Source organism: Hydrogenophaga taeniospiralis CCUG 15921 (assembly GCF_001592305.1).
GTDB classification, from domain to species: domain Bacteria; phylum Pseudomonadota; class Gammaproteobacteria; order Burkholderiales; family Burkholderiaceae_C; genus Hydrogenophaga; species Hydrogenophaga taeniospiralis.
Map to the genome: position 1 here is coordinate 239,912 of NZ_BCWR01000005.1, position 19,029 is coordinate 258,940.

At 65.6% G+C, this 19,029-nt stretch carries 15 protein-coding genes; 13 read left to right on the forward strand and 2 right to left on the reverse strand.

Annotated features, from left to right (window positions below; all coding sequences use genetic code 11):
- The first annotated feature begins 170 nt into the window (after window positions 1-170).
- The 4 genes from HTA01S_RS07640 (at window position 171) to zapE (ending at window position 7,036) form a co-directional block, all read left to right on the forward strand.
- Window positions 171-3,062 (forward strand): 2-oxoglutarate dehydrogenase E1 component, encoded by a 2,892-nt coding sequence (locus tag HTA01S_RS07640; protein ID WP_068168789.1) that lies wholly within the window; start codon window positions 171-173, stop codon window positions 3,060-3,062.
- A 95-nt stretch (window positions 3,063-3,157) separates the two neighbouring features.
- Window positions 3,158-4,432, forward strand: a complete 1,275-nt coding sequence (gene odhB, locus HTA01S_RS07645) for a 2-oxoglutarate dehydrogenase complex dihydrolipoyllysine-residue succinyltransferase (protein WP_068168792.1) — start codon at window positions 3,158-3,160, stop codon at window positions 4,430-4,432.
- A 65-nt stretch (window positions 4,433-4,497) separates the two neighbouring features.
- Window positions 4,498-5,925, forward strand: coding sequence for a dihydrolipoyl dehydrogenase (gene lpdA, locus HTA01S_RS07650; protein ID WP_068168795.1), 1,428 nt, complete (start codon window positions 4,498-4,500; stop codon window positions 5,923-5,925).
- Window positions 5,926-5,938: 13 nt separating this feature from the next.
- Window positions 5,939-7,036, forward strand: coding sequence for a cell division protein ZapE (gene zapE / locus HTA01S_RS07655; RefSeq protein WP_068168798.1), 1,098 nt, complete (start codon window positions 5,939-5,941; stop codon window positions 7,034-7,036).
- A gap of 28 nt (window positions 7,037-7,064) precedes the next feature.
- On the opposite strand, the gene HTA01S_RS07660 is transcribed toward zapE, so the two are convergent.
- Window positions 7,065-7,823, reverse strand: a complete 759-nt coding sequence (locus tag HTA01S_RS07660; RefSeq protein ID WP_068168800.1) for a PP2C family protein-serine/threonine phosphatase — start codon at window positions 7,821-7,823, stop codon at window positions 7,065-7,067.
- A 190-nt stretch (window positions 7,824-8,013) separates the two neighbouring features.
- Here HTA01S_RS07660 and HTA01S_RS07665 point away from each other — a divergent pair, with 190 nt between their 5' ends.
- A complete protein-coding gene (locus HTA01S_RS07665; protein WP_068168804.1) occupies window positions 8,014-10,035 on the forward strand; it encodes an ATP-dependent DNA helicase in 2,022 nt (673 codons plus the stop codon).
- Here the strand turns inward: HTA01S_RS07665 and HTA01S_RS07670 are convergent.
- Window positions 9,998-10,801: an outer membrane protein assembly factor BamD gene (locus tag HTA01S_RS07670; protein WP_068168805.1), complete on the reverse strand. Its 804-nt coding sequence runs from the start codon at window positions 10,799-10,801 to the stop codon at window positions 9,998-10,000. The genes HTA01S_RS07665 and HTA01S_RS07670 overlap by 38 nt on opposite strands.
- 79 nt (window positions 10,802-10,880) lie before the next feature.
- On the opposite strand from HTA01S_RS07670, the gene HTA01S_RS07675 reads away from it, so the two are divergent.
- The 8 genes from HTA01S_RS07675 (at window position 10,881) to ispG (ending at window position 19,003) form a co-directional block, all read left to right on the forward strand.
- Entirely contained in the window at window positions 10,881-11,873 is a 993-nt protein-coding gene (locus HTA01S_RS07675; protein ID WP_407656096.1) for an RluA family pseudouridine synthase, read from the forward strand.
- Between the two features lie 213 nt (window positions 11,874-12,086).
- A complete protein-coding gene (gene scpB, locus HTA01S_RS07680; protein WP_084235934.1) occupies window positions 12,087-12,812 on the forward strand; it encodes an SMC-Scp complex subunit ScpB in 726 nt (241 codons plus the stop codon).
- The gene (locus HTA01S_RS07685) at window positions 12,778-14,154 is read left to right on the forward strand and encodes a pseudouridine synthase (RefSeq protein WP_068168811.1); all 1,377 of its coding nucleotides are present in this window, start codon (window positions 12,778-12,780) and stop codon (window positions 14,152-14,154) included. The genes scpB and HTA01S_RS07685 overlap by 35 nt, the downstream gene beginning before the upstream one ends.
- A gap of 136 nt (window positions 14,155-14,290) precedes the next feature.
- On the forward strand, window positions 14,291-14,716 hold the full coding sequence (gene ndk, locus HTA01S_RS07690; protein WP_068168814.1) for a nucleoside-diphosphate kinase: 426 nt from the start codon (window positions 14,291-14,293) through the stop codon (window positions 14,714-14,716).
- A gap of 7 nt (window positions 14,717-14,723) precedes the next feature.
- Window positions 14,724-15,875: a 23S rRNA (adenine(2503)-C(2))-methyltransferase RlmN gene (gene rlmN / locus HTA01S_RS07695; protein ID WP_068168817.1), complete on the forward strand. Its 1,152-nt coding sequence runs from the start codon at window positions 14,724-14,726 to the stop codon at window positions 15,873-15,875.
- Complete coding sequence (gene pilW, locus HTA01S_RS07700) at window positions 15,872-16,732, forward strand: type IV pilus biogenesis/stability protein PilW (RefSeq protein WP_407656097.1); 861 nt, start codon at window positions 15,872-15,874, stop codon at window positions 16,730-16,732. The genes rlmN and pilW overlap by 4 nt, the downstream gene beginning before the upstream one ends.
- 25 nt (window positions 16,733-16,757) lie before the next feature.
- On the forward strand, window positions 16,758-17,693 hold the full coding sequence (locus HTA01S_RS07705) for a helix-turn-helix domain-containing protein (RefSeq protein WP_068168823.1): 936 nt from the start codon (window positions 16,758-16,760) through the stop codon (window positions 17,691-17,693).
- A complete protein-coding gene (ispG, locus tag HTA01S_RS07710; RefSeq protein ID WP_084235936.1) occupies window positions 17,690-19,003 on the forward strand; it encodes a flavodoxin-dependent (E)-4-hydroxy-3-methylbut-2-enyl-diphosphate synthase in 1,314 nt (437 codons plus the stop codon). Before HTA01S_RS07705 ends, ispG begins: the two co-directional genes overlap by 4 nt.
- Window positions 19,004-19,029: the final 26 nt, after the last annotated feature.

The window sequence follows — 19,029 nt, forward strand, 5'->3', positions numbered from 1 at the left end:
CGGGCGATCGCATCTTTTCCCCTGGGTCTTGACCAAAGTGGCACAATCGCGGGCTGCAGTCAGGTCCTTCCACAGTCACTGTCGCATCCGCCAAACGGTCCAGCCGTGTCGCGGAAGGTTTTTTTTAACCAGCTAATGTTTCCTCAAGGGAAACGGAGGTCAGCGGATTTATGAGCGATACCCAAGCGAACGGGGGCAACGTCTATGTTGCCTACAAAAGCAACTCGTACCTTTTCGGCGGCAATGCGCCGTATGTGGAAGAGATGTATGAGAACTACCTGGACAACCCGGGTAGCGTGCCGGACAACTGGCGCAGTTACTTCGACGCATTGCAGCACGTGCCCGCCGTCGATGGCACCGATGCCCGCGATGTGCCGCACCTGCCCGTCATCAATGCCTTTGCAGAGCGCGCCAAACAAGGGGGCACCAAGGTCGTCGTGGCCGCTGGCGCCGACTCCGACCTGGGCCGCAAGCGCGTCGCCGTCCAGCAACTGATCGCGGCTTACCGCAACGTCGGCTCCCGTTGGGCCGATCTGGACCCGCTCAAGCGCACCGAGCGCGACCGCATTCCCGAACTCGACCCCTCGTTCTACGGCTTCTCCGACGCCGATTTCGAGACCGTGTTCAACACCAGCAATACGTTCTTCGGCAAGGAAGTCATGTCCTTGCGGGATTTGCTCAATGCCTTGCGCGAAACCTATTGCGCCAGCGTGGGCGCTGAATACATGTACATCAGCGACCAGACGCAGAAGCGCTGGTGGCAGGAGAAGCTGGAGACGATCCGCAGCAAGCCGTCTTTCAATGCCGAGAAGAAAAAACACATCCTCGATCGCCTGACCGCGGCCGAAGGCCTGGAGCGCTTCCTGCACACCAAGTACGTGGGCCAGAAGCGCTTCTCGCTCGAAGGTGGTGAGAGCTTCATTGCCGCCATGGACGAGCTGATTCAGCAGGCCGGCGCGCAGGGCGTGCAGGAGATCGTGATCGGCATGGCCCACCGCGGTCGCCTGAACGTGCTGGTGAACACCCTGGGCAAGATGCCCAAGGACCTGTTCGCCGAATTCGACCACACCGCCCCCGAAGAGCTGCCCGCCGGTGACGTGAAGTACCACCAGGGTTTCAGCTCGGACGTGACCACCCCTGGCGGCCCGGTTCACCTGTCGCTGGCTTTCAACCCCTCACACCTGGAGATCGTGAACCCGGTGGTGGAAGGTTCGGTGCGTGCCCGCATGGACCGCCGTGGTGACCCCCAGGGCAAGCAGGTCCTGCCGGTGCTGGTGCACGGCGACGCCGCCTTCGCCGGCCAGGGCGTGAACCAGGAAACCCTGGCATTGGCCGCCACCCGTGGCTACACCACGGGCGGTACGGTGCACCTGATCATCAACAACCAGATCGGTTTCACCACCTCCGACCCGCGCGACCTGCGCTCCACGCTGTATTGCACCGACATCGTCAAGGGTGTCGAGGCGCCTGTGCTGCACGTCAACGGTGACGATCCCGAAGCCGTGGTGCTGTGCATGCAACTCGCGCTGGAATACCGCATGACCTTCCGCAAGGACGTGGTCGTGGACATCATCTGCTTCCGCAAGCTGGGCCACAACGAGCAGGACACGCCGAGCCTGACCCAGCCGCTGATGTACAAGAAGATCAGTGCCCACCCCGGTACCCGCAAGCTCTACGCCGACAAGCTGGCCGCCCAAGGCCTGGGCGAGTCGCTGGGCGACGACATGGCCAAGGCCTACCGCGCGGCGCTCGACGCCGGCCGCCACACGGTGGACCCGGTGCTCACGAACTTCAAGAGCAAGTACGCGGTGGATTGGAGCCCGTTCCTGGGCAAGAAGTGGACCGACAGCTGCGACACCGCCATTCCCATGGCCGAGTGGAAGCGCCTGTCCGATCGCCTGACGAACATTCCCGATACCGTGACCCCGCACCAGCTGGTGAAGAAGGTGTATGCGGACCGCGCGGCCATGGGCCGTGGAGACATTCCGGTGGACTGGGGCATGGGCGAGCACATGGCGTTCGCCTCCCTGGTGGCCAGTGGCTACCCGGTGCGTCTGTCGGGCGAAGACTGTGGCCGTGGCACCTTCACGCACCGCCACGCCGTGATCCACGACCAGAACCGTGAAAAGTGGGACACCGGCACCTACACCCCGTTGCAGAACGTGGCCGACAACCAGGCGCCGTTCGTGGTCATCGACTCCATCCTGTCCGAAGAGGCGGTGCTGGGCTACGAATATGGCTACGCCTCCAACGATCCCAACACCCTGGTGATCTGGGAAGCCCAGTTTGGTGATTTCGCCAACGGTGCCCAGGTGGTGATTGACCAGTTCATCGCCTCCGGTGAGGTCAAGTGGGGCCGCGTCAATGGCATCACGCTCATGCTGCCGCACGGCTACGAAGGCCAGGGGCCTGAGCACAGCTCGGCGCGCCTGGAGCGCTTCATGCAGATGGCGGCCGACACCAACATGCAGATCGTGCAGCCCACCACGGCCAGCCAGATCTTCCATGTGCTGCGCCGCCAGATGATTCGCAGTCTGCGCAAGCCGTTGATCATCTTCACGCCCAAGTCGCTGCTGCGCAACAAGGACGCCACCTCGCCCTTGTCCGAATTCACCAAAGGCAGCTTCCAGACCGTCATTCCGGAACAGAGCGCCGATGTGACGAAGAAGGCCGAGAAGGTCAAACGCATCATCTGCTGCTCGGGCAAGGTGTACTACGACCTTGTCAAGAAGCGCGAAGAGCGCGGCTCGGACGACGTGGCCATTCTGCGTGTCGAGCAGCTCTACCCGTTCCCGCACAAGGTGTTTGGCGCCGAGATCAAGAAGTACCCCAACGCCACCGAGATCGTGTGGTGCCAGGATGAGCCGCAGAACCAGGGGGCCTGGTTCTTCGTGCAGCACTACATCCACGAGAACATGCTCGATGGGCAGAAGCTCGGCTACGCCGGGCGGGCCGCTTCGGCCTCGCCGGCCGTGGGGTATGCGCACCTGCACCAGGAGCAGCAGAAGACCCTGATCGACGCCGCTTTTGGCAAGCTCAAGGGCTACATCCTCAGCAAATAACCCGGGTATGACGCTGGTGTGCCGCGCGCCGGCCCTTGTGGGGCACGCGCGCCGCGCCTTCCACGTCCCACGCAAAAAATCAAGGTAGAAGACACATGGCAATCGTAGAAGTCAAAGTTCCGCAGCTCTCCGAGTCGGTGGCCGAGGCCACCCTGCTGCAGTGGAAGAAAAAAGCCGGCGAAGCCGTCGCGGTCGATGAGATCCTGATCGAGATCGAAACCGACAAGGTGGTGCTGGAGTGTCCCGCGCCCGCCGCTGGCGTGTTGGTGGAAATCCTGCAGGGCGACGGCGCCACCGTGGCGGCCGATCAGCTCATCGCGCGCATCGACACCGCTGCCGTGGCCGGCGCTGCTGCCCCCGCTGCCGCGCCTGCGCCGGCCGCTGTGGCCGCCGCACCTGCGGTCGCCGCTCCCGCGGCCGCTGCATCGCAGTCCAAGGCCGGCGTGGCCATGCCCGCTGCCGCCAAGCTGCTGGCCGACAACAACCTGGCCGCCAGCTCGGTGGCGGGCAGTGGCAAAGATGGCCGAGTGACCAAGGGCGACGTGCTGGCCGCTGTGGCGTCTGGCGCTGCGGCACCCAAGGCTGCCGTGGCCGCACCGGCGGCCATCCCAACGGGCGCGCCCACCAAGGTGCTACCGCAGGTGGCCATGGTCGCCCCCGACCTGGGCGACCGCCCCGAAGAGCGCGTGCCCATGACCCGTCTGCGCGCCCGCGTGGCCGAGCGTCTGCTGCAGTCCCAATCGACCAACGCCATCCTGACCACCTTCAACGAAATCAACATGGCTCCGGTCATGGAGATGCGCAAGCGCATGCAGGAGCGTTTCGAGAAGGAACACGGCGTCAAGCTGGGTTTCATGAGCTTCTTCGTCAAGGCCGCGGTGCACGCCCTCAAGAAGTTCCCGATCCTCAATGCCTCGGTGGATGGCAATGACATCGTCTACCACGGCTACTTCGACATCGGTATCGCCGTCGGCTCGCCGCGTGGTCTGGTGGTGCCCATCCTGCGCAACGCCGACCAGATGAGCTTCGCCGAGATCGAGAAGAAGATCGCCGAATTTGGTCAGAAGGCCAAGGACGGCAAGCTGGGCATCGACGACATGACCGGTGGCACGTTCTCCATCTCCAACGGTGGCACCTTCGGTTCGATGATGTCCACCCCCATCATCAACCCGCCCCAGTCGGCCATCCTGGGCGTGCACGCCACCAAGGAACGTGCCATGGTGGAGAACGGTCAGGTGGTGGTGCGCCCGATGAACTACTTCGCCATGTCCTACGACCACCGCATCATCGACGGCCGCGAAGCCGTGCTGGGCCTGGTGGCGATGAAGGAAGCGCTGGAAGACCCAGCACGTCTCCTCTTCGACATCTGATCGAACAGTGAAATTGCAGACGCCCCTTCGGGGGCGTTTGTCCAACCTCATTTCTGGAAAAGAACATGTCTCAAGCATTTGACGTCGTCGTGATCGGTGCCGGTCCTGGCGGCTACATCGCCGCCATCCGCGCAGCCCAGCTGGGCTTCAAGGTCGCGTGTATCGACGAGTGGAAAAACGCCGCTGGCGGCCCGGCCCCGGGCGGCACCTGCACCAACGTCGGTTGCATTCCGTCCAAGGCGCTGCTGCAATCCAGCGAGCATTTCGAGCACGCCAACCACCACTTCGCCGACCACGGCATCAGCACCGGCAAGGTGACGATGGACGTGGCCAAGATGGTGGGCCGCAAGGACACCGTCGTGAAGCAGAACAACGACGGCATCCTCTACCTCTTCAAGAAGAACAAGGTCACGTTCTTCCACGGCCGCGGTTCGTTCGTGAAGGCCGCTGACGGCGGCTACGAAGTCCAGGTGTCGGGCGACAAGCCCGAGACGCTGGTGGGCAAGCAGGTCATCGTGGCCACGGGTTCCAACGCCCGCGCGCTGCCCGGCACGCCGTTCGACGAGGAGAACGTGCTGTCCAACGACGGCGCGCTGCGCATCGGCGCCGTGCCCAAGAAACTGGCGCTGATCGGCTCCGGCGTGATTGGCCTGGAAATGGGCTCGGTCTGGCGCCGCCTGGGCGCCGACGTGACCATCCTTGAAGGTCTGCCGACCTTCTTGGGCGCCGTGGACGAGCAGATCGCCAAGGAAGCCAAGAAGGCCTTCGACAAGCAGGGCCTGAAGATCGAACTCGGCGTGACCGTCGGCGAGATCAAGACCGGCAAGAAGGGCGTGAGCGTGGCCTACACCAATGCGAAGGGCGAGGCCCAGACGCTGGACGCCGACAAACTCATCGTCTCCATTGGCCGCGTGCCCAACACCATTGGCCTGAACGCCGAGGCTGTGGGTCTGGCGCTGGACGAGCGTGGCGCGATCGTGGTGGACGCCGAGTGCAGGACCAATCTGCCGGGCGTCTGGGCGGTGGGCGACGTGGTGCGTGGCCCCATGCTGGCGCACAAGGCGGAAGAAGAGGGCGTGGCCGTGGCAGAGCGCATGGCCGGCCAGCACGGGCATGTCAACTTCAACACCATCCCCTGGGTCATCTACACCAGCCCCGAGATCGCCTGGGTGGGCCGCACCGAGCAGCAGCTCAAGGCCGATGGCGTGGCCTACAAGGCGGGCACATTCCCGTTCCTGGCCAACGGCCGCGCCCGCGCGCTCGGTGACACGACCGGCATGGTCAAGTTCCTGGCCGACGCAACGACGGACGAAATCCTCGGCGTGCACATCGTGGGCCCGATGGCTTCCGAGCTGATTGCCGAGGCCGTGGTTGCCATGGAGTTCAAGGCCAGCGCGGAAGACATTGCCCGCATCTGCCACGCCCACCCCTCGCTGTCGGAAGCGACCAAGGAAGCGGCCCTGGCCGTTGACAAGCGCACGCTGAACTTCTGATCCGGGTTCGCCCTTGTCGGTCCGCAGCACCTACGAGGCCGCGCTCAAGGAGCGCGGCTACACCACCGACCCCGCCCAGCAGCGTGCCATCGACGCGCTGGAGCGGTGTGCGTCCGAGTGGGCAACGTACAAGCAGCGCCGCTCCAACGCGCTGAAGAAGATGTTCGTCAACCCGAAGGTCCCGCGCGGGGTCTACATGTTCGGCGGGGTGGGGCGGGGCAAGAGCTTCCTGATGGACTGCTTCTACAACGCGGTGCCGCTGCGTCGCAAGACGCGGTTGCATTTCCACGAGTTCATGCGCGAGGTGCACCGCGAGCTGCGCGACCTGCAGGGCACGGTCAACCCCTTGGACGAGCTCGGCGCACGCATTGCCAAGCGCTACAAGCTGATCTGTTTCGACGAATTTCACGTGGCGGACGTGACCGACGCCATGATCCTGCACCGCCTGCTGGACGCGCTGTTCAAGGCCGGCGTGGGCTTCGTCACCACCTCCAACTTCCATCCCGACGGCCTGTACCCGGACGGCCTGCACCGCGACCGCATCCTGCCCGCCATCAAGTTGCTCAAGGAGAAGCTGGAAGTCCTCAACGTGGACAACGGCACCGATTACCGTCAACGCACGCTGACCCACATTCAGCTCTACCACTGCCCGCTGGGGCCGCAGGCCGATGCCGCGATGGCGCAGACCTTTGATCAACTGGCGGAGATGGGTGACCAGGACCCGGTGATGCAGATCGAGGCGCGCCAGATCCAGGCCCTGCGGCGTGCCGGTGGCGTGATCTGGTTCGATTTCCGCACCCTGTGTGGCGGCCCGCGGTCGCAGAACGACTACCTGGAGATCGCATCGCAGTACCACACGGTCCTGTTGTCCAACGTGCCGCAGATGTCGGTGCGCCAGGCCTCGGAAGCGCGGCGTTTCACCTGGTTGGTGGATGTGCTGTACGACCGGCGCGTCAAGCTGGTGATGTCGGCCGCGGTGCCGCCTGAGCAGCTCTACACCGAGGGCCCGATGTCGCACGAGTTTCCACGCACGGTGTCGCGGCTGACCGAAATGCAGTCGGCGGAGTTTCTGGCGCTGGAGCATCGGCTGGTGGACACCGGCCTGACCTGAAAAGGCTGCCGGGCCGCCCGAGCAGCTTTCAGGACAGTGGGTCCATCTTGACGATGGCGATCGACAGGTTGTCGCCCATGCCCTTGGCGCGTGAGCGCGCCTTCTGGATCAGGAATTCGCAGGCCTCGCGCGGCGACAGCATGGCAATGGTGCTGGAGAGCTCTTCCGGGGTGAAGTAGTGCCAGACACCGTCGCTGCAGGCCATCAGCGCATCCCCCGGGCTCAGGTGCTGCACGACGTGGATGTCCACCGGCGGGTCGTTTTCGGTGCCCAGGCAGCCCATCAGGATGTTGGAGTGCGGGTGGTCCAGCGCTTCCTCTTCGCTGATTTCGCCCTGGTTGACCAGGGTCTGAACGTAGGAGTGGTCCATGGTGCGGAACACCATCTTGCCGTTGCGGAAGTGGTAGATGCGCGAGTCGCCGGCGTGTATCCAGTGGCTATCGCCCGCCGGGTTGATCAGGAAGGCCGCAATGGTGCTGTGGGGTTCCTGTTCGGCCGATACCGCCGTGAGCTTGATCACCAGATGCGACTCTTCCACGATCTGACGCAGCATGGCGGACGCATCGTCGGTGTCCGGGTCGTAGCGCTCGAACAGCTGGCGAGCGGTCAGCATCACCTGATCGGAGGCCTTGCGCCCGCCGCTGCGCCCGCCCATGCCGTCTGCCACCACCGCCAGCAGGCAGCCGCTTTGGCGCTGGTGGTGCAGCAGGCACACCTGATCCTGCTGGTAGTCGCGGTCGCCGCGGTGAATCCCGGTCGATGCGTGTATGCGGTAGCCTTTGGACATGTGTGGGGGTCGGACGACGAAACAGTGGGGCGGAGGGGGTCAGCAGACGTATCAATGGTAACCATGAATGCCTACACGGCGAGAGCCTATCATCAAAACCTGAGCCCTGGTCTCCTGCGCACACGTCGTGCGATGGCGGGTGTTGCTTGTATTCCACCGCGCGTGGTGTGATGTTCTGGACGGAGCTGGATTGACCCCACTTGAGACCGCTGTGGTGCGCGCCTTTGCCGGGCAGGCCGAATTGCAGCCGCGCCAGGGGCAGCTGGACATGGCCCTCGCTGTGGCCCAGGCGGTGGAATCGGGCTCGGCCCTGGCGGTGGAGGCGGGCACCGGTGTGGGTAAGACCTTTGCCTACCTGGTGCCGCTGTTGCTCAGCGGTCGCCATGCCTTGTTGTCCACCGCCACCCAGGCACTTCAGGACCAGCTTTTCGGGCGTGACATCCCCGCCGTGAGCCGCGCGCTGGGGCTTCCCGTGCGGGTCGCCTTGCTCAAGGGCCGTTCCAGCTATGTGTGTGTCCATCGCCTGGAGCAGGCACGTACCGCTCCGGCGCCCTCCATGCGGTACGACCCCGCGCTCAGCGCCGGTCTGGAGCATGTGCAGCGCTGGGCGATGGCATCCCGCAGTGGGGATCTGGCAGAGTTACCCGGGCTCGACGAACGTTCGCCACTGTGGCCGCTGATCAGTTCGACCCGCGAAAATTGCCTGGGAGGGGCCTGCCCGCGCCATGCCGACTGCCACGTCAACCGGGCCCGGCGCGAAGCGCTCCAGGCCGACTGGGTGGTGATCAACCACCACCTTTTCTTTGCCGACCAGCAGGTCCGGGAGTCCGGCGTGGCCGAGCTCTTGCCGAGGGCCGGGGTGGTGGTGTTTGACGAAGCCCATCAACTCAATCAGACCGGGATCGGTTTTTCGGGTCTTGCGTTGGGGTCTGGCCAGGTGCTGGACCTCGCGCGCGATCTGTCCAGCCAGGGGCCGCGTTGGGCGCGGGGCCAGCGGCCGTGGAGCCATCTGGCGCTGGGTCTGGAGCAGGCGGCCCGGGCGTTCCAGCGTCCGTCGGACCACGGGGCTTCACGCAGCCGCTGGCCGCTCAGGACCCCTGAAGGAGTGGATGCGGTGCACTGGGCGCGTGGCGTGGCCGGTGTGACCACGGCTTTGTTGACCGCCATCGAAGCGCTCGAAGCGACCGCCGGCGCCTCGGCCGACCTGCAGCGTCTGTGCGAGCGGGCGCAGGCTCTGCGGACCGACTGGGTTCGCCTGACGGCGTCCCGCGCATCCGATGCCGATGGTGCACTGGTGCGCTGGGTGGACTGGGGCACAGGCGCTGCGTGGAAGCTGGTCTGTGCGCCGCTTGATGCATCGGCCCACTTTCGACAACTCATGGGCGACCGGCAGGATGGACGCAGCTGGGTGTTCACCTCGGCCACCCTGGGCAGCGACGAGACGCTGGATACGTTCACCGGCCCGCTGGGGCTGCAGGCCCGGGCGGATCTGCGCACGCTGCTCGTACCGAGTCCGTTCGATCACATGGCGCAGGCGGCCTTGTACGTTCCACACGACCTTCCCGAGCCCGCCGACCCGGATCACACCCTCGAGTTGGCGCGTGCGGTGGCGCGCTGGGCATCGCGCCTGGGTGGCCGCACGCTCGTGCTCACCACCACGCTGCGGGCGACCAGCCGCATGGCAGCGCAACTCCAGGCCCTGGTGTCCGAAGGGTGTTGCGAACCGATGCAGGTGCTGGCCCAGGGGCATGGGTCCAAGCGGGCCTTGTTGGCCCGGTTCCGCGCTGCCGCAGCCTCGCCGCAGGGCGCGGTGCTGGTGGCCTCGGCTTCGTTTTGGGAGGGGGTCGACCTTGCGGGTGATGTATTGCAGCTGTTGGTGATCGACAAGCTGCCATTTCCTCCGCCCGACGATCCCCTGATCGAAGCCCGGGCCCGCCAGCTCGAACGCCACGGTGAGAGCGCGTTCAGCGCCTGCTACCTGCCGCAGGCGGCGCTGGCGCTCAAGCAGGGGGCCGGGCGGTTAATCCGCTCGGAAAGCGATCGCGGAGTGCTGGTGATCGGGGACCGCCGCCTGTTGACCCGCTCGTATGGTCAGCGCCTGCTGGGCGCTTTGCCGCCGATGCGGCGGCTGGTGGACGAAGAGGAACTGATGGTGAATCTGGACGAACTGGCGTTCACCAGACTTTCCACCACGGGTCACTCGCGCTCTTGAAACCGCGCGAGAGGTACTCGCTCTTCGGGTAGCTGTTCTCCATCACGCGGCGCGCGTCGTCGCGCAGCTGCGCCATGCCCAGCGCGTCGTAGGAGCGCACCAGAATGAACAAGGCCTCTTCGAGCGCTGGCGCGTCGGTGTAATCGGTCAACGCGGTCTGGGCGCGGTTGATCGCGGCCAGATAAGCGCCCCGCTGGTAGTAATAACGCGCCACGTGCACTTCGTACTGCGCCAGCGAATTGACGATGTAGGTCATGCGGGTGCGGGCATCGGGCGTGTAGCGCGAATCCGGGTACCGGCTCACCACCTCGCGGAACGATTCGAACGACTCCTTGGCCGCCTTCTGGTCACGCTCGGACAAGTCCTGCCGCGCGAGGGAGCCGAACAGCCCCAGGTTGTCGTTGAAGTTGACCAGACCCTTGAGGTAGTACGCGTAATCCAGGGCGGGGCTGGCCGGATGCAGACGCAGGAAGCGGTCCAGCACGGCCAGGGCCTGGGCCTGTTCGCCGGCCTTGTAGTGGGTGTAGGCCTTGTCGAGCTGGGCCTGCTGGGCCAGAGGGGTGCCTGCGGCACGGCCTTCGAGCTTCTCGTACAGCGTCACGGCCTTGTCGAAGTTGCCCGCGTCGCGCTCGTCCTTCGCCTCGGTGTATATCTTGTTGGGGCTCCAGCCCACGGTGTTGTCCACAGGCGTGCTGTTACAGCCCGAGAGGGCGACTGCGGCGCCCAGCGCGCACAGTGACACAGCAGATAATCTGAACGAAAGCATCACACGCACACCTTTAACAACGGGAAGACAGGTCTTGGCAACGGAAATTATATCGACGGGGGGTGTGCAAAGCCGTTCCGTGTCTGTGGAAGACCTTGAGACGCCCGCCTTCGGCGACGAGGTGCTGGAGGTCGAGATCCGCTTGTGCGAGGTTCCGGCCGAGATGCACGGCTGGCGCATTGACCGCGCCTTGGCCCGGCTCATTCCCGAATTCTCCCGCTCCTACCTGCAGCAGCTCATGGCCGACGGCGCGGTATGGCTGCGTGGCGCGCCGGCCCACAAGGCCGCTGCCCGCATCGCCGTGGGCGAGCGCCTGCAGGTGGAACTGCGCCCCACCCAGCAGGCGATGGCCTTTGTGCCGCAGCCCATGGCGCTGGAGGTGGTCTTTGAAGACGCCGACCTGCTGGTGATCAACAAACCGGCTGGCCTAGTGGTGCATCCGGCGGCGGGCCACTGGAGCGGCACCTTGCTCAATGGCCTGCTGGCCCACCATGCCGCGGCCGCCAGCCTTCCCCGCGCGGGCATCGTGCATCGGCTCGACAAGGACACGTCGGGGCTGATGCTGGTGGGCAAGAGCCGGCAGGCGGTCGAGGCGCTGGTGCGCGCCATCGCCGCCCGCGAGGTCAACCGGCAGTACCTGGCACTCGCACATGGGCGCTGGCAGGGGCCGGCTGAGCAGGCCGTCGACCAGCCGATCGGCCGCGATGTGCACAACCGGCTGCGCATGGCGGTGGTGCGACCCGAGTCCGCCACGGGCAAGCCGGCCCAGACCACGGTGCGCCTGCTCGACGGAACGGAGCAGGCCTGTCTGGTCGCTTGCAAACTGCACACTGGGCGGACGCACCAGATCCGTGTGCACATGGCCTGGCTGGGGCACCCCCTGGTCGGCGACACCCTGTATGGCGGCAAGCCTTTGTGGGGAATGGCGCGCCAGGCATTGCACGCGACGCGGCTGCGCCTGCTGCACCCCACGCGGGGCCAGTCGCTCGATTTCCTGATCCCCCCGCCAGCGGATTTCCAGCAACTGCTGGCAGAGACCGGTCTCCATTACAATGAGAGCCAGCTGGGGTGACGCCACGCCAGTCTGCGCAGTGGCCCGAAGCGGGCCCGGTTTCTCCCACAGCTCCCTATTGGCCCCTGATTGTTCCCTTGCGGGACGACGTGCCTGAAACCCGATGCTGAGGCCGCTGGACTCCATCCACGATGGGGCGCTTGCAGGCCATGCCGACCTTGTTCTCATGGACATCCCGCCCGGGCGGGATGCCGGTTACAGACAGACACGACGATGAACACCACGGATGCCAAGCGCGTCCTTGAGACGGCTTTGATTTGCGCGCCCCAACCGCTGACTGTGCGGGAATTGAGCGTTCTCTTCGACATGGAAGTCTCACCCGACGCGCTCAAGACCCTGCTGGCCGACCTGCAGCTGGACTGGGCCGGGCGCGGCGTGGAGCTGGTCCAGGTGGCCAGCGGCTGGCGCTTCCAGAGCCGGCCGGAGCTGCGCCCCTATCTGGATCGTCTGCATCCGGAAAAACCGCCCCGGTACACGCGTGCAACGCTGGAAACGCTGGCCATCATCGCCTACCGTCAGCCCGTGACGCGCGGTGACATGGAAGACATCCGGGGCGTGACCATCAACTCGCTGATTCTCAAGCAGCTGGAAGACCGCGGGTGGGTGGAAGTGATCGGTCACCGAGAAACTGTGGGCCGACCGGCGCTCTTCGCCACCACCCGCCAGTTCCTCGACGATCTGGGGATTTCTTCGCTCGACCAGTTGCCGCCGCTCGAAGGCAGCGATGTGCAGGAGTCGGCGCTGGACCGGCTCGATTTCGAGTCGCTTTCGGTCAGCTTGCAGCCCCCACACGAAGACGCCGAGATCGCGGCAGAAGCCGTTCCTGCCGCCGACGCCTCCCTTCCCGATTCCGCCCCCGGCCTCGCCAGCGAATTGCCGCTGGAAGCCTCCCCACAGGACAACCATGACACCGGTGCCACCCCCACACAACCCGCCTGAGTTGGCACCCGAGGGTCCTTCCCGGGACGACGCGGTGCAGCAACCCGTACCCGCATCCAGTCCGCCGGAGGTGGTCGAGGCCAGCCCGCCTGTGCCTGCAGCCCAGGCACGGCGACCCGCTGAACCCGAAGCGCTGCGCTTTGACGACGTGGTCAGCGGCGCTTTTGACGCCGAACAGGAAAAAGACCTGCCATTGCCCACCAAGCGGGTGCTCGCGCCCGAGGCCGAATCGCCCAAGCTGCACAAGGTGTTGGCGCAGGCGGGCATGGGCTCGCGGCTGGAAATGGAGCAGTTGATCCTGGAGGGTCGCATTTCGGTCAATGGCGAGCCGGCCCACATCGGCCAGCGCATTCAGTACGGCGATGTGATCAAGGTCAACGGCAAGCCGGTGCGGGTGCGCATGACGCCGCCGCCACCGCGCGTGCTGGCGTACCACAAGCCCGCGGGTGAGGTGGTGTCGCACGACGACCCGCAGAACCGCCCCACGGTGTTCCGCCGTTTGCCGCGCCTGTACCAGGGCAAATGGCAGTCGGTCGGCCGGCTCGACATCAACACCGAAGGCCTGTTGCTGCTGACGGACTCGGGGGAACTGGCGAACCGCCTGATGCACCCGCGCTTTGGCCTGCAGCGCGAATACGCGGTGCGTGTGCTCGGTGCCCTGTCCAACGATGAAAAGCAGCGCCTGCTCGACGGTGTGCGGCTCGACGACGGCGTGGCGCAGTTTGCCAGCATCGAAGACGGCGGTGGCGAGGGCGCCAATTGCTGGTACCGGGTCACGATTGGCGAAGGCCGCAACCGCGAGGTGCGTCGCATGTTCGAGGCGGTGGGCCATGCGGTGAGCCGCCTGATCCGCATCCGGTATGGCGCCATGATGCTGCCGCGAGGCCTCAAGCGCGGCGTGTGGATCGAGCTCGACCAGCGCGATATCGACCGGCTTACCGCCGCGGCTGGCATGCACGCCGCCGCCGGTGAGGGCGATCGAGCGGCCCGTCCCGTGGGCCGTCATCCCGCCAACCGGGGTAAGGCGGGCAACAAAGGGGGCAAGACCTATGGCAATCCGGCCGGCAGCCGTGGTGACGCGCCGCCGCCGGGTGCCCGTCGGGGTCGCAGCCTCTGGGCGCCAGACGGCACGAGCGCGCCAGGCACCGCTCCGAATGCCCGCGGTGGCAAGGGCGGCCCCAAAGGGCAGGGTGGCAAGCCTTCCCAGCCAGATCCCATGAAGACCTCGTTTGGCTACATCGGTCAGGACGCCTTGCAGCGCCAGCGTGAGCAGGACGGCGGCCGGGGCGGCCCAGCTGGTGGTGGACGCCGCCGTGGAGGCGGTCGCCAAGGCGGGCGCTGAGTCTGTGTTTCGTTCGCCTGGTTTCGCTGCGGCCAAGTCGCGCAGTGGGCTGGAAACCGGGCGCCCGTTGTAGAATCAAAGGCTTTGCGGGACATCGCAAATATCACGAATTACCCAACAAAACCCAAGGATATATATGGCCATCGAACGCACCCTCTCGATCATCAAACCCGACGCCGTCGCCAAGAACGTCATCGGCCAGATCTACGCCCGTTTTGAAGCCGCCGGCCTGAAGGTCGTGGCGGCCCGCATGGCCCACCTCTCGCGTGGCGAAGCCGAAGCTTTTTACGCTGTGCACAAAGAGCGTCCTTTCTTCAAGGATCTGGTCGATTTCATGATCTCCGGCCCCGTGATGATCCAGGCCCTCGAAGGCGAAGGCGCCATCGCCAAGAACCGCGACCTGATGGGCGCGACCGATCCGAAGAAAGCCGCCGCCGGCACCATTCGCGCCGACTTTGCCGACAGCATCGACGCCAACGCCGTGCATGGCTCCGACGCGCCCGAAACGGCTGCGGCCGAAGTGGCGTTTTTCTTTGCCGGCATGAACGTCTATTCGCGTTGATCATGTCATGACGGCCAACCTGCTCGACTTCGATCTTGAAGGCTTGGCCGCCTTTTGCGAAAAGCTGGGCGAAAAGCGTTTTCGCGCCGTCCAGCTGTTTCGCTGGATTCATCAAAAAGGGGCGTCGGGCTTCGATGAGATGACCGACCTCGCGCGCAGCCTGCGCGAGAAGCTGCCTTCGGTCTGCGCCATCACGGGCTTGCCGGTGCTCTCGCGCCAGGACTCTGCCGACGGCACCATCAAGTGGCTGTTCGATGTGGGTGACGGCAACGCGGTGGAAACCGTGTTCATCCCCGAGGACGACCGCGGAACCCTGTGCATTTCCTCCCAGGCCGGCTGCGCCGTCGGCTGCCGCTTCTGCTCCACCGGCCACCAGGGCTTTTCGCGCAACCTCACCACCGGTGAAATCCTGGCACAGCTCTGGCACGCCGAGCGGTTCTTGCGCAAGCACCTGGGCAAAACGGAGCGCGTGATCACCAACGTGGTGATGATGGGCATGGGTGAGCCGCTGCAGAACTACGGCGCACTCATCCCGGCGCTGCGCGTGATGCTGGACGACCATGGTTATGGCCTCTCGCGCCGCCGCGTGACGGTATCCACCTCGGGTGTGGTGCCCATGATCGACCGCCTGGCCCAGGACTGCCCGGTGGCTCTGGCCGTGTCGCTGCACGCCCCCAACGACGCGCTGCGCGATGTGCTGGTGCCGCTCAATCGCAAGTACCCGATCGCCGAGCTGCTCGACGCCTGCCTGCGCTATCTGCCGGCCGCGCCGCGCGACTTCATCACCTTCGAATACTGCATGCTCGACGGGGTGAACGACCAGCCCGAACACGCCCGGCAGTTGCTGGCCTTGCTCAAGGGCCATGGGGGCCGAGGGGTTCCATGCAAAATCAACCTGATCCCGTTCAATCCGTTCCCCGATTCGGGCCTGAAATGTTCACCCCGGTCGGTGGTGCTGCATTTCGGCAAGATTCTCAACGATGGCGGGATCGTTACCACGGTGCGCAAGACGCGTGGTGACGACATCGATGCCGCCTGCGGCCAGCTTGCGGGAGATGTGCTGGACCGCACCAATGCGGCGAGCCGTCTGTCGCAGCGCCGGCAGCAGACCGAGCAACCCATCCGGTTTGTGCACACAGCCAAGGAAAAACAGGCATGACACCAGTACTTCGATTCGGTTCCGACGGGCATGGTTTTGCGAAAGGATGGACCAGGCGCTACGCTGGGCTGGTCCTGCTTGTGCCGATGCTGCTGGCGATGGCGGTGTTGCAGGGGTGTGCCACCCCGCCCGCATCGGCCACGTCGACCACGGCCGAGCCCATCACCGAATCGGACGAACCCGAAACCCGCAAGCGCGCGCGCATCCGTCTGGAGCTGGCTTCCAACTACTTTGAGCAAGGGCAGACCTCGGTCGCTCTTGACGAAATCAAACAATCGCTGGCGGCCGACCCGACCTATGGCCCCGCCTACGTGCTGCGTGGCCTGGTCTATATGCGGCTCAACGACGCGCGCCAGGCAGAAGACAGCTTCAAGCGGGCCTTGCAGATCAATCCCAAGGACCCGGATGCCCTGCACAACTTCGGCTGGTTTGCCTGCAATCAGGGCCGCCACACCGAGGCGATCCAGTCGTTCACGCAAGCGCTGTCCAGCCCGATCTACAGTGGCCAGGCCAAGACCTTGATGCTCAAAGGCACGTGTGAGCTCCGCATGGGGCGCCTACCGGAAGCCGAAGGTAGTTTCGCCCGCTCTTACGAGCTCGATCCGGGCAACCCCTACGTGGGCTACAACCTGGCATCGCTGCTGTTTCGGCGGAATGAAGATACCCGGGCCCAATTCATTGTCCGGCGGGTGAACAACTCCGAACTCGCCAACGCCGAGACGCTCTGGCTGGGCATCAAGGTGGAACGCCGCCTGCGCAATAACGATGCGGTCAAGCAGTTGGCCCAGCAGCTTTCACGCCGTTATCCGCAGTCTCGTGAGTGGGCGGCCTACCAGCGGGGATCTTTCGATGAGTGAGCAGTGGTCCCAGGATCCTGACGCCATGGCTCAGATGGACGAGTCGGCGGAGAGCCCACCGGTCTTTCTTCGGCAGGCCCGCGAGGCCGCCGGCCTGCACATCGCTGCGCTGGCTGCGGCACTGAAGGTGCCCGTCAAGAAGCTTGAGGCGCTGGAGGCCGGGCGTTACGACGAGTTGCCGGACATGACGTTTGCCCGGGCGCTGGCTTCTAGCGCCAGCCGCCACCTCAAGATCGATCCAGCCATCGTCCTGTCGCAGATTCCGCTCGGACACGCACCCCAACTGGGTGCGCCGCACCCGGCGATCAATGCCCCGTTCAAGACCCCCAACGATGCCCAGTCGGGCAGTCCCTTGCGCTGGCTGCTTCGCCCCGCCGTGCTGGCCGCGGTGGTGCTGCTGCTCGCGACACTGGTGCTGGCTTTCCTTCCGGCGTTCGATGCCGGATTGCTGACCTCGGGCGGCTCGGGCAGCGAGGCACCACCCACGGTCAGTGAAACGGTGAGCCCCGCCGAGTCAGGGACGCCGGCGACCGAGGGCAGCGCCGTCGAGCCCGTTGCGCCCGTCGCTTCTGATGCATCGCCCGCATCTCCGGCGGCCCTCGGGACCCCACCCGACAGCCAGCCTTTGCCGCAGGAAACGCCCGTGGCCGAATCCTCCAACGCCGCCCCCGCTCCGGAGTCGGTGGCCGTACCGTCGGCATCTGCAGTTCCGTTGACCACGTCCGGTAGCCTGCTGAGCATCGCCGCCACGGGCGAGTCCTGGCTGCAGGTGATCAACGGTTCGGGCAAGGTGGTGGTGCAGCGCATGCTGAAAGCCGGTGATGTGATGGACTTCTCCGCAGCTCCGCCCTATTCGGTGGTGCTGGGGCGTGCTGACGCAGCCCAGGTCACGGTGCGTGGCCGCCCGTTCGATGTGACGCCCTATGCGCGCAACAGCGTGGCCCGTTTCGAGGTGAAATGAGCATGACCACTGACACCGCCGTCCGCCCGCCCGCGAGCAGCCGGACACTCGATGCCGAATCCCAGCCCATTGCGCTGTCCGCGGCGCGCGCGCGCCAGACCCGGCAGGCCGTGGTCGCCTGGGGCACCCATCGCGTGACCGTGGGGGGCGATGCGCCGGTGCGGGTGCAGTCCATGACGAACACCGACACCGCGGATGCAATCGGTACCGCGATCCAGGTCAAGGAACTGGCGCTGGCCGGCTCCGAACTGGTGCGCATCACGGTCAACAACGACGAAGCCGCCAAGGCCGTGCCCCACATTCGCGAGCAGCTTGACCGCATGGGGGTGAACGTGCCGCTGATCGGCGACTTTCACTACAACGGCCACCGCCTGCTCAGCGATCACCCGGCCTGCGCCGAGGCGCTGTCCAAGTACCGCATCAATCCGGGCAACGTGGGGCGTGGCGAAAAGGGCGATCGGCAGTTCGCCCAGATGGTGGAGATCGCGGCGCGCCACGACAAGGCCATCCGCATCGGCGTGAACTGGGGCAGCCTCGATCAGGATCTGCTGGCCCGGCTGATGGATGAAAACGCCCGGCGCGCCCAACCCTGGGACACCCGCCAGGTGATGTACGAGGCCCTGATCACGTCCGCGCTCGACTCGGCGCACCGGGCGCAGGACATTGGCCTGAATGGCAACAACATCCTGTTGTCCTGCAAGGTGAGCAGCGTGCAGGACCTGATCGCCGTGTACCAGGCCCTGGCACAACGTTGCGACCACGCGCTGCACCTGGGGCTGACCGAAGCGGGCATGGGCACCAAGGGCGCCGTGGCTTCTGCGGCGGCGCTGTCGGTGCTGCTGCAGCAGGGCATCGGCGACACCATCCGTGTGTCGCTCACGCCCCAGCCAGGCGAATCGCGCACGCAGGAGGTGGTGATCGCGTCCGAGATATTGCAGGCGCTCGGCATGCGCGCCTTTGTGCCCAGCGTGACCGCCTGCCCGGGCTGCGGTCGCACGACCAGCACCACGTTCCAGGAACTGGCCAAACAGATCGACGATTTCCTGCGCGGCTCCATGCCGCTTTGGCGCGCCCGTTACGCCGGGGTGGAAAACCTCAAGGTCGCGGTGATGGGCTGCATCGTCAATGGACCGGGCGAGAGCAAGCACGCCGACATCGGCATCAGCCTGCCGGGGACCGGCGAAGCGCCTTCCGCCCCGGTCTATATCGATGGGGAAAAAGCACTGACGCTGCGCGGCGAGGGCATCGCGCGCGAGTTCCAGCAGATCGTTGAAAACTACATCGAGAAGCGGTACGGATCCGGTTCCTGAAGGGCCGCGGCCGCGGCTTGTCCACG

Coding starts and splice junctions, on each gene's coding strand:
- HTA01S_RS07640 (WP_068168789.1), top strand. CDS start 171: ATGAGCGATACCCAAGCGAACGGGGGCAACGTCTATGTTGCCTACAAA.
- odhB (WP_068168792.1), top strand. CDS start 3,158: ATGGCAATCGTAGAAGTCAAAGTTCCGCAGCTCTCCGAGTCGGTGGCC.
- lpdA (WP_068168795.1), top strand. CDS start 4,498: ATGTCTCAAGCATTTGACGTCGTCGTGATCGGTGCCGGTCCTGGCGGC.
- HTA01S_RS07660 (WP_068168800.1), bottom strand. CDS start 7,823: ATGTCCAAAGGCTACCGCATACACGCATCGACCGGGATTCACCGCGGC.
- HTA01S_RS07670 (WP_068168805.1), bottom strand. CDS start 10,801: ATGCTTTCGTTCAGATTATCTGCTGTGTCACTGTGCGCGCTGGGCGCC.
- scpB (WP_084235934.1), top strand. CDS start 12,087: ATGAACACCACGGATGCCAAGCGCGTCCTTGAGACGGCTTTGATTTGC.
- HTA01S_RS07685 (WP_068168811.1), top strand. CDS start 12,778: ATGACACCGGTGCCACCCCCACACAACCCGCCTGAGTTGGCACCCGAG.
- ndk (WP_068168814.1), top strand. CDS start 14,291: ATGGCCATCGAACGCACCCTCTCGATCATCAAACCCGACGCCGTCGCC.
- rlmN (WP_068168817.1), top strand. CDS start 14,724: ATGACGGCCAACCTGCTCGACTTCGATCTTGAAGGCTTGGCCGCCTTT.
- pilW (WP_407656097.1), top strand. CDS start 15,872: ATGACACCAGTACTTCGATTCGGTTCCGACGGGCATGGTTTTGCGAAA.
- HTA01S_RS07705 (WP_068168823.1), top strand. CDS start 16,758: ATGGCTCAGATGGACGAGTCGGCGGAGAGCCCACCGGTCTTTCTTCGG.
- ispG (WP_084235936.1), top strand. CDS start 17,690: ATGAGCATGACCACTGACACCGCCGTCCGCCCGCCCGCGAGCAGCCGG.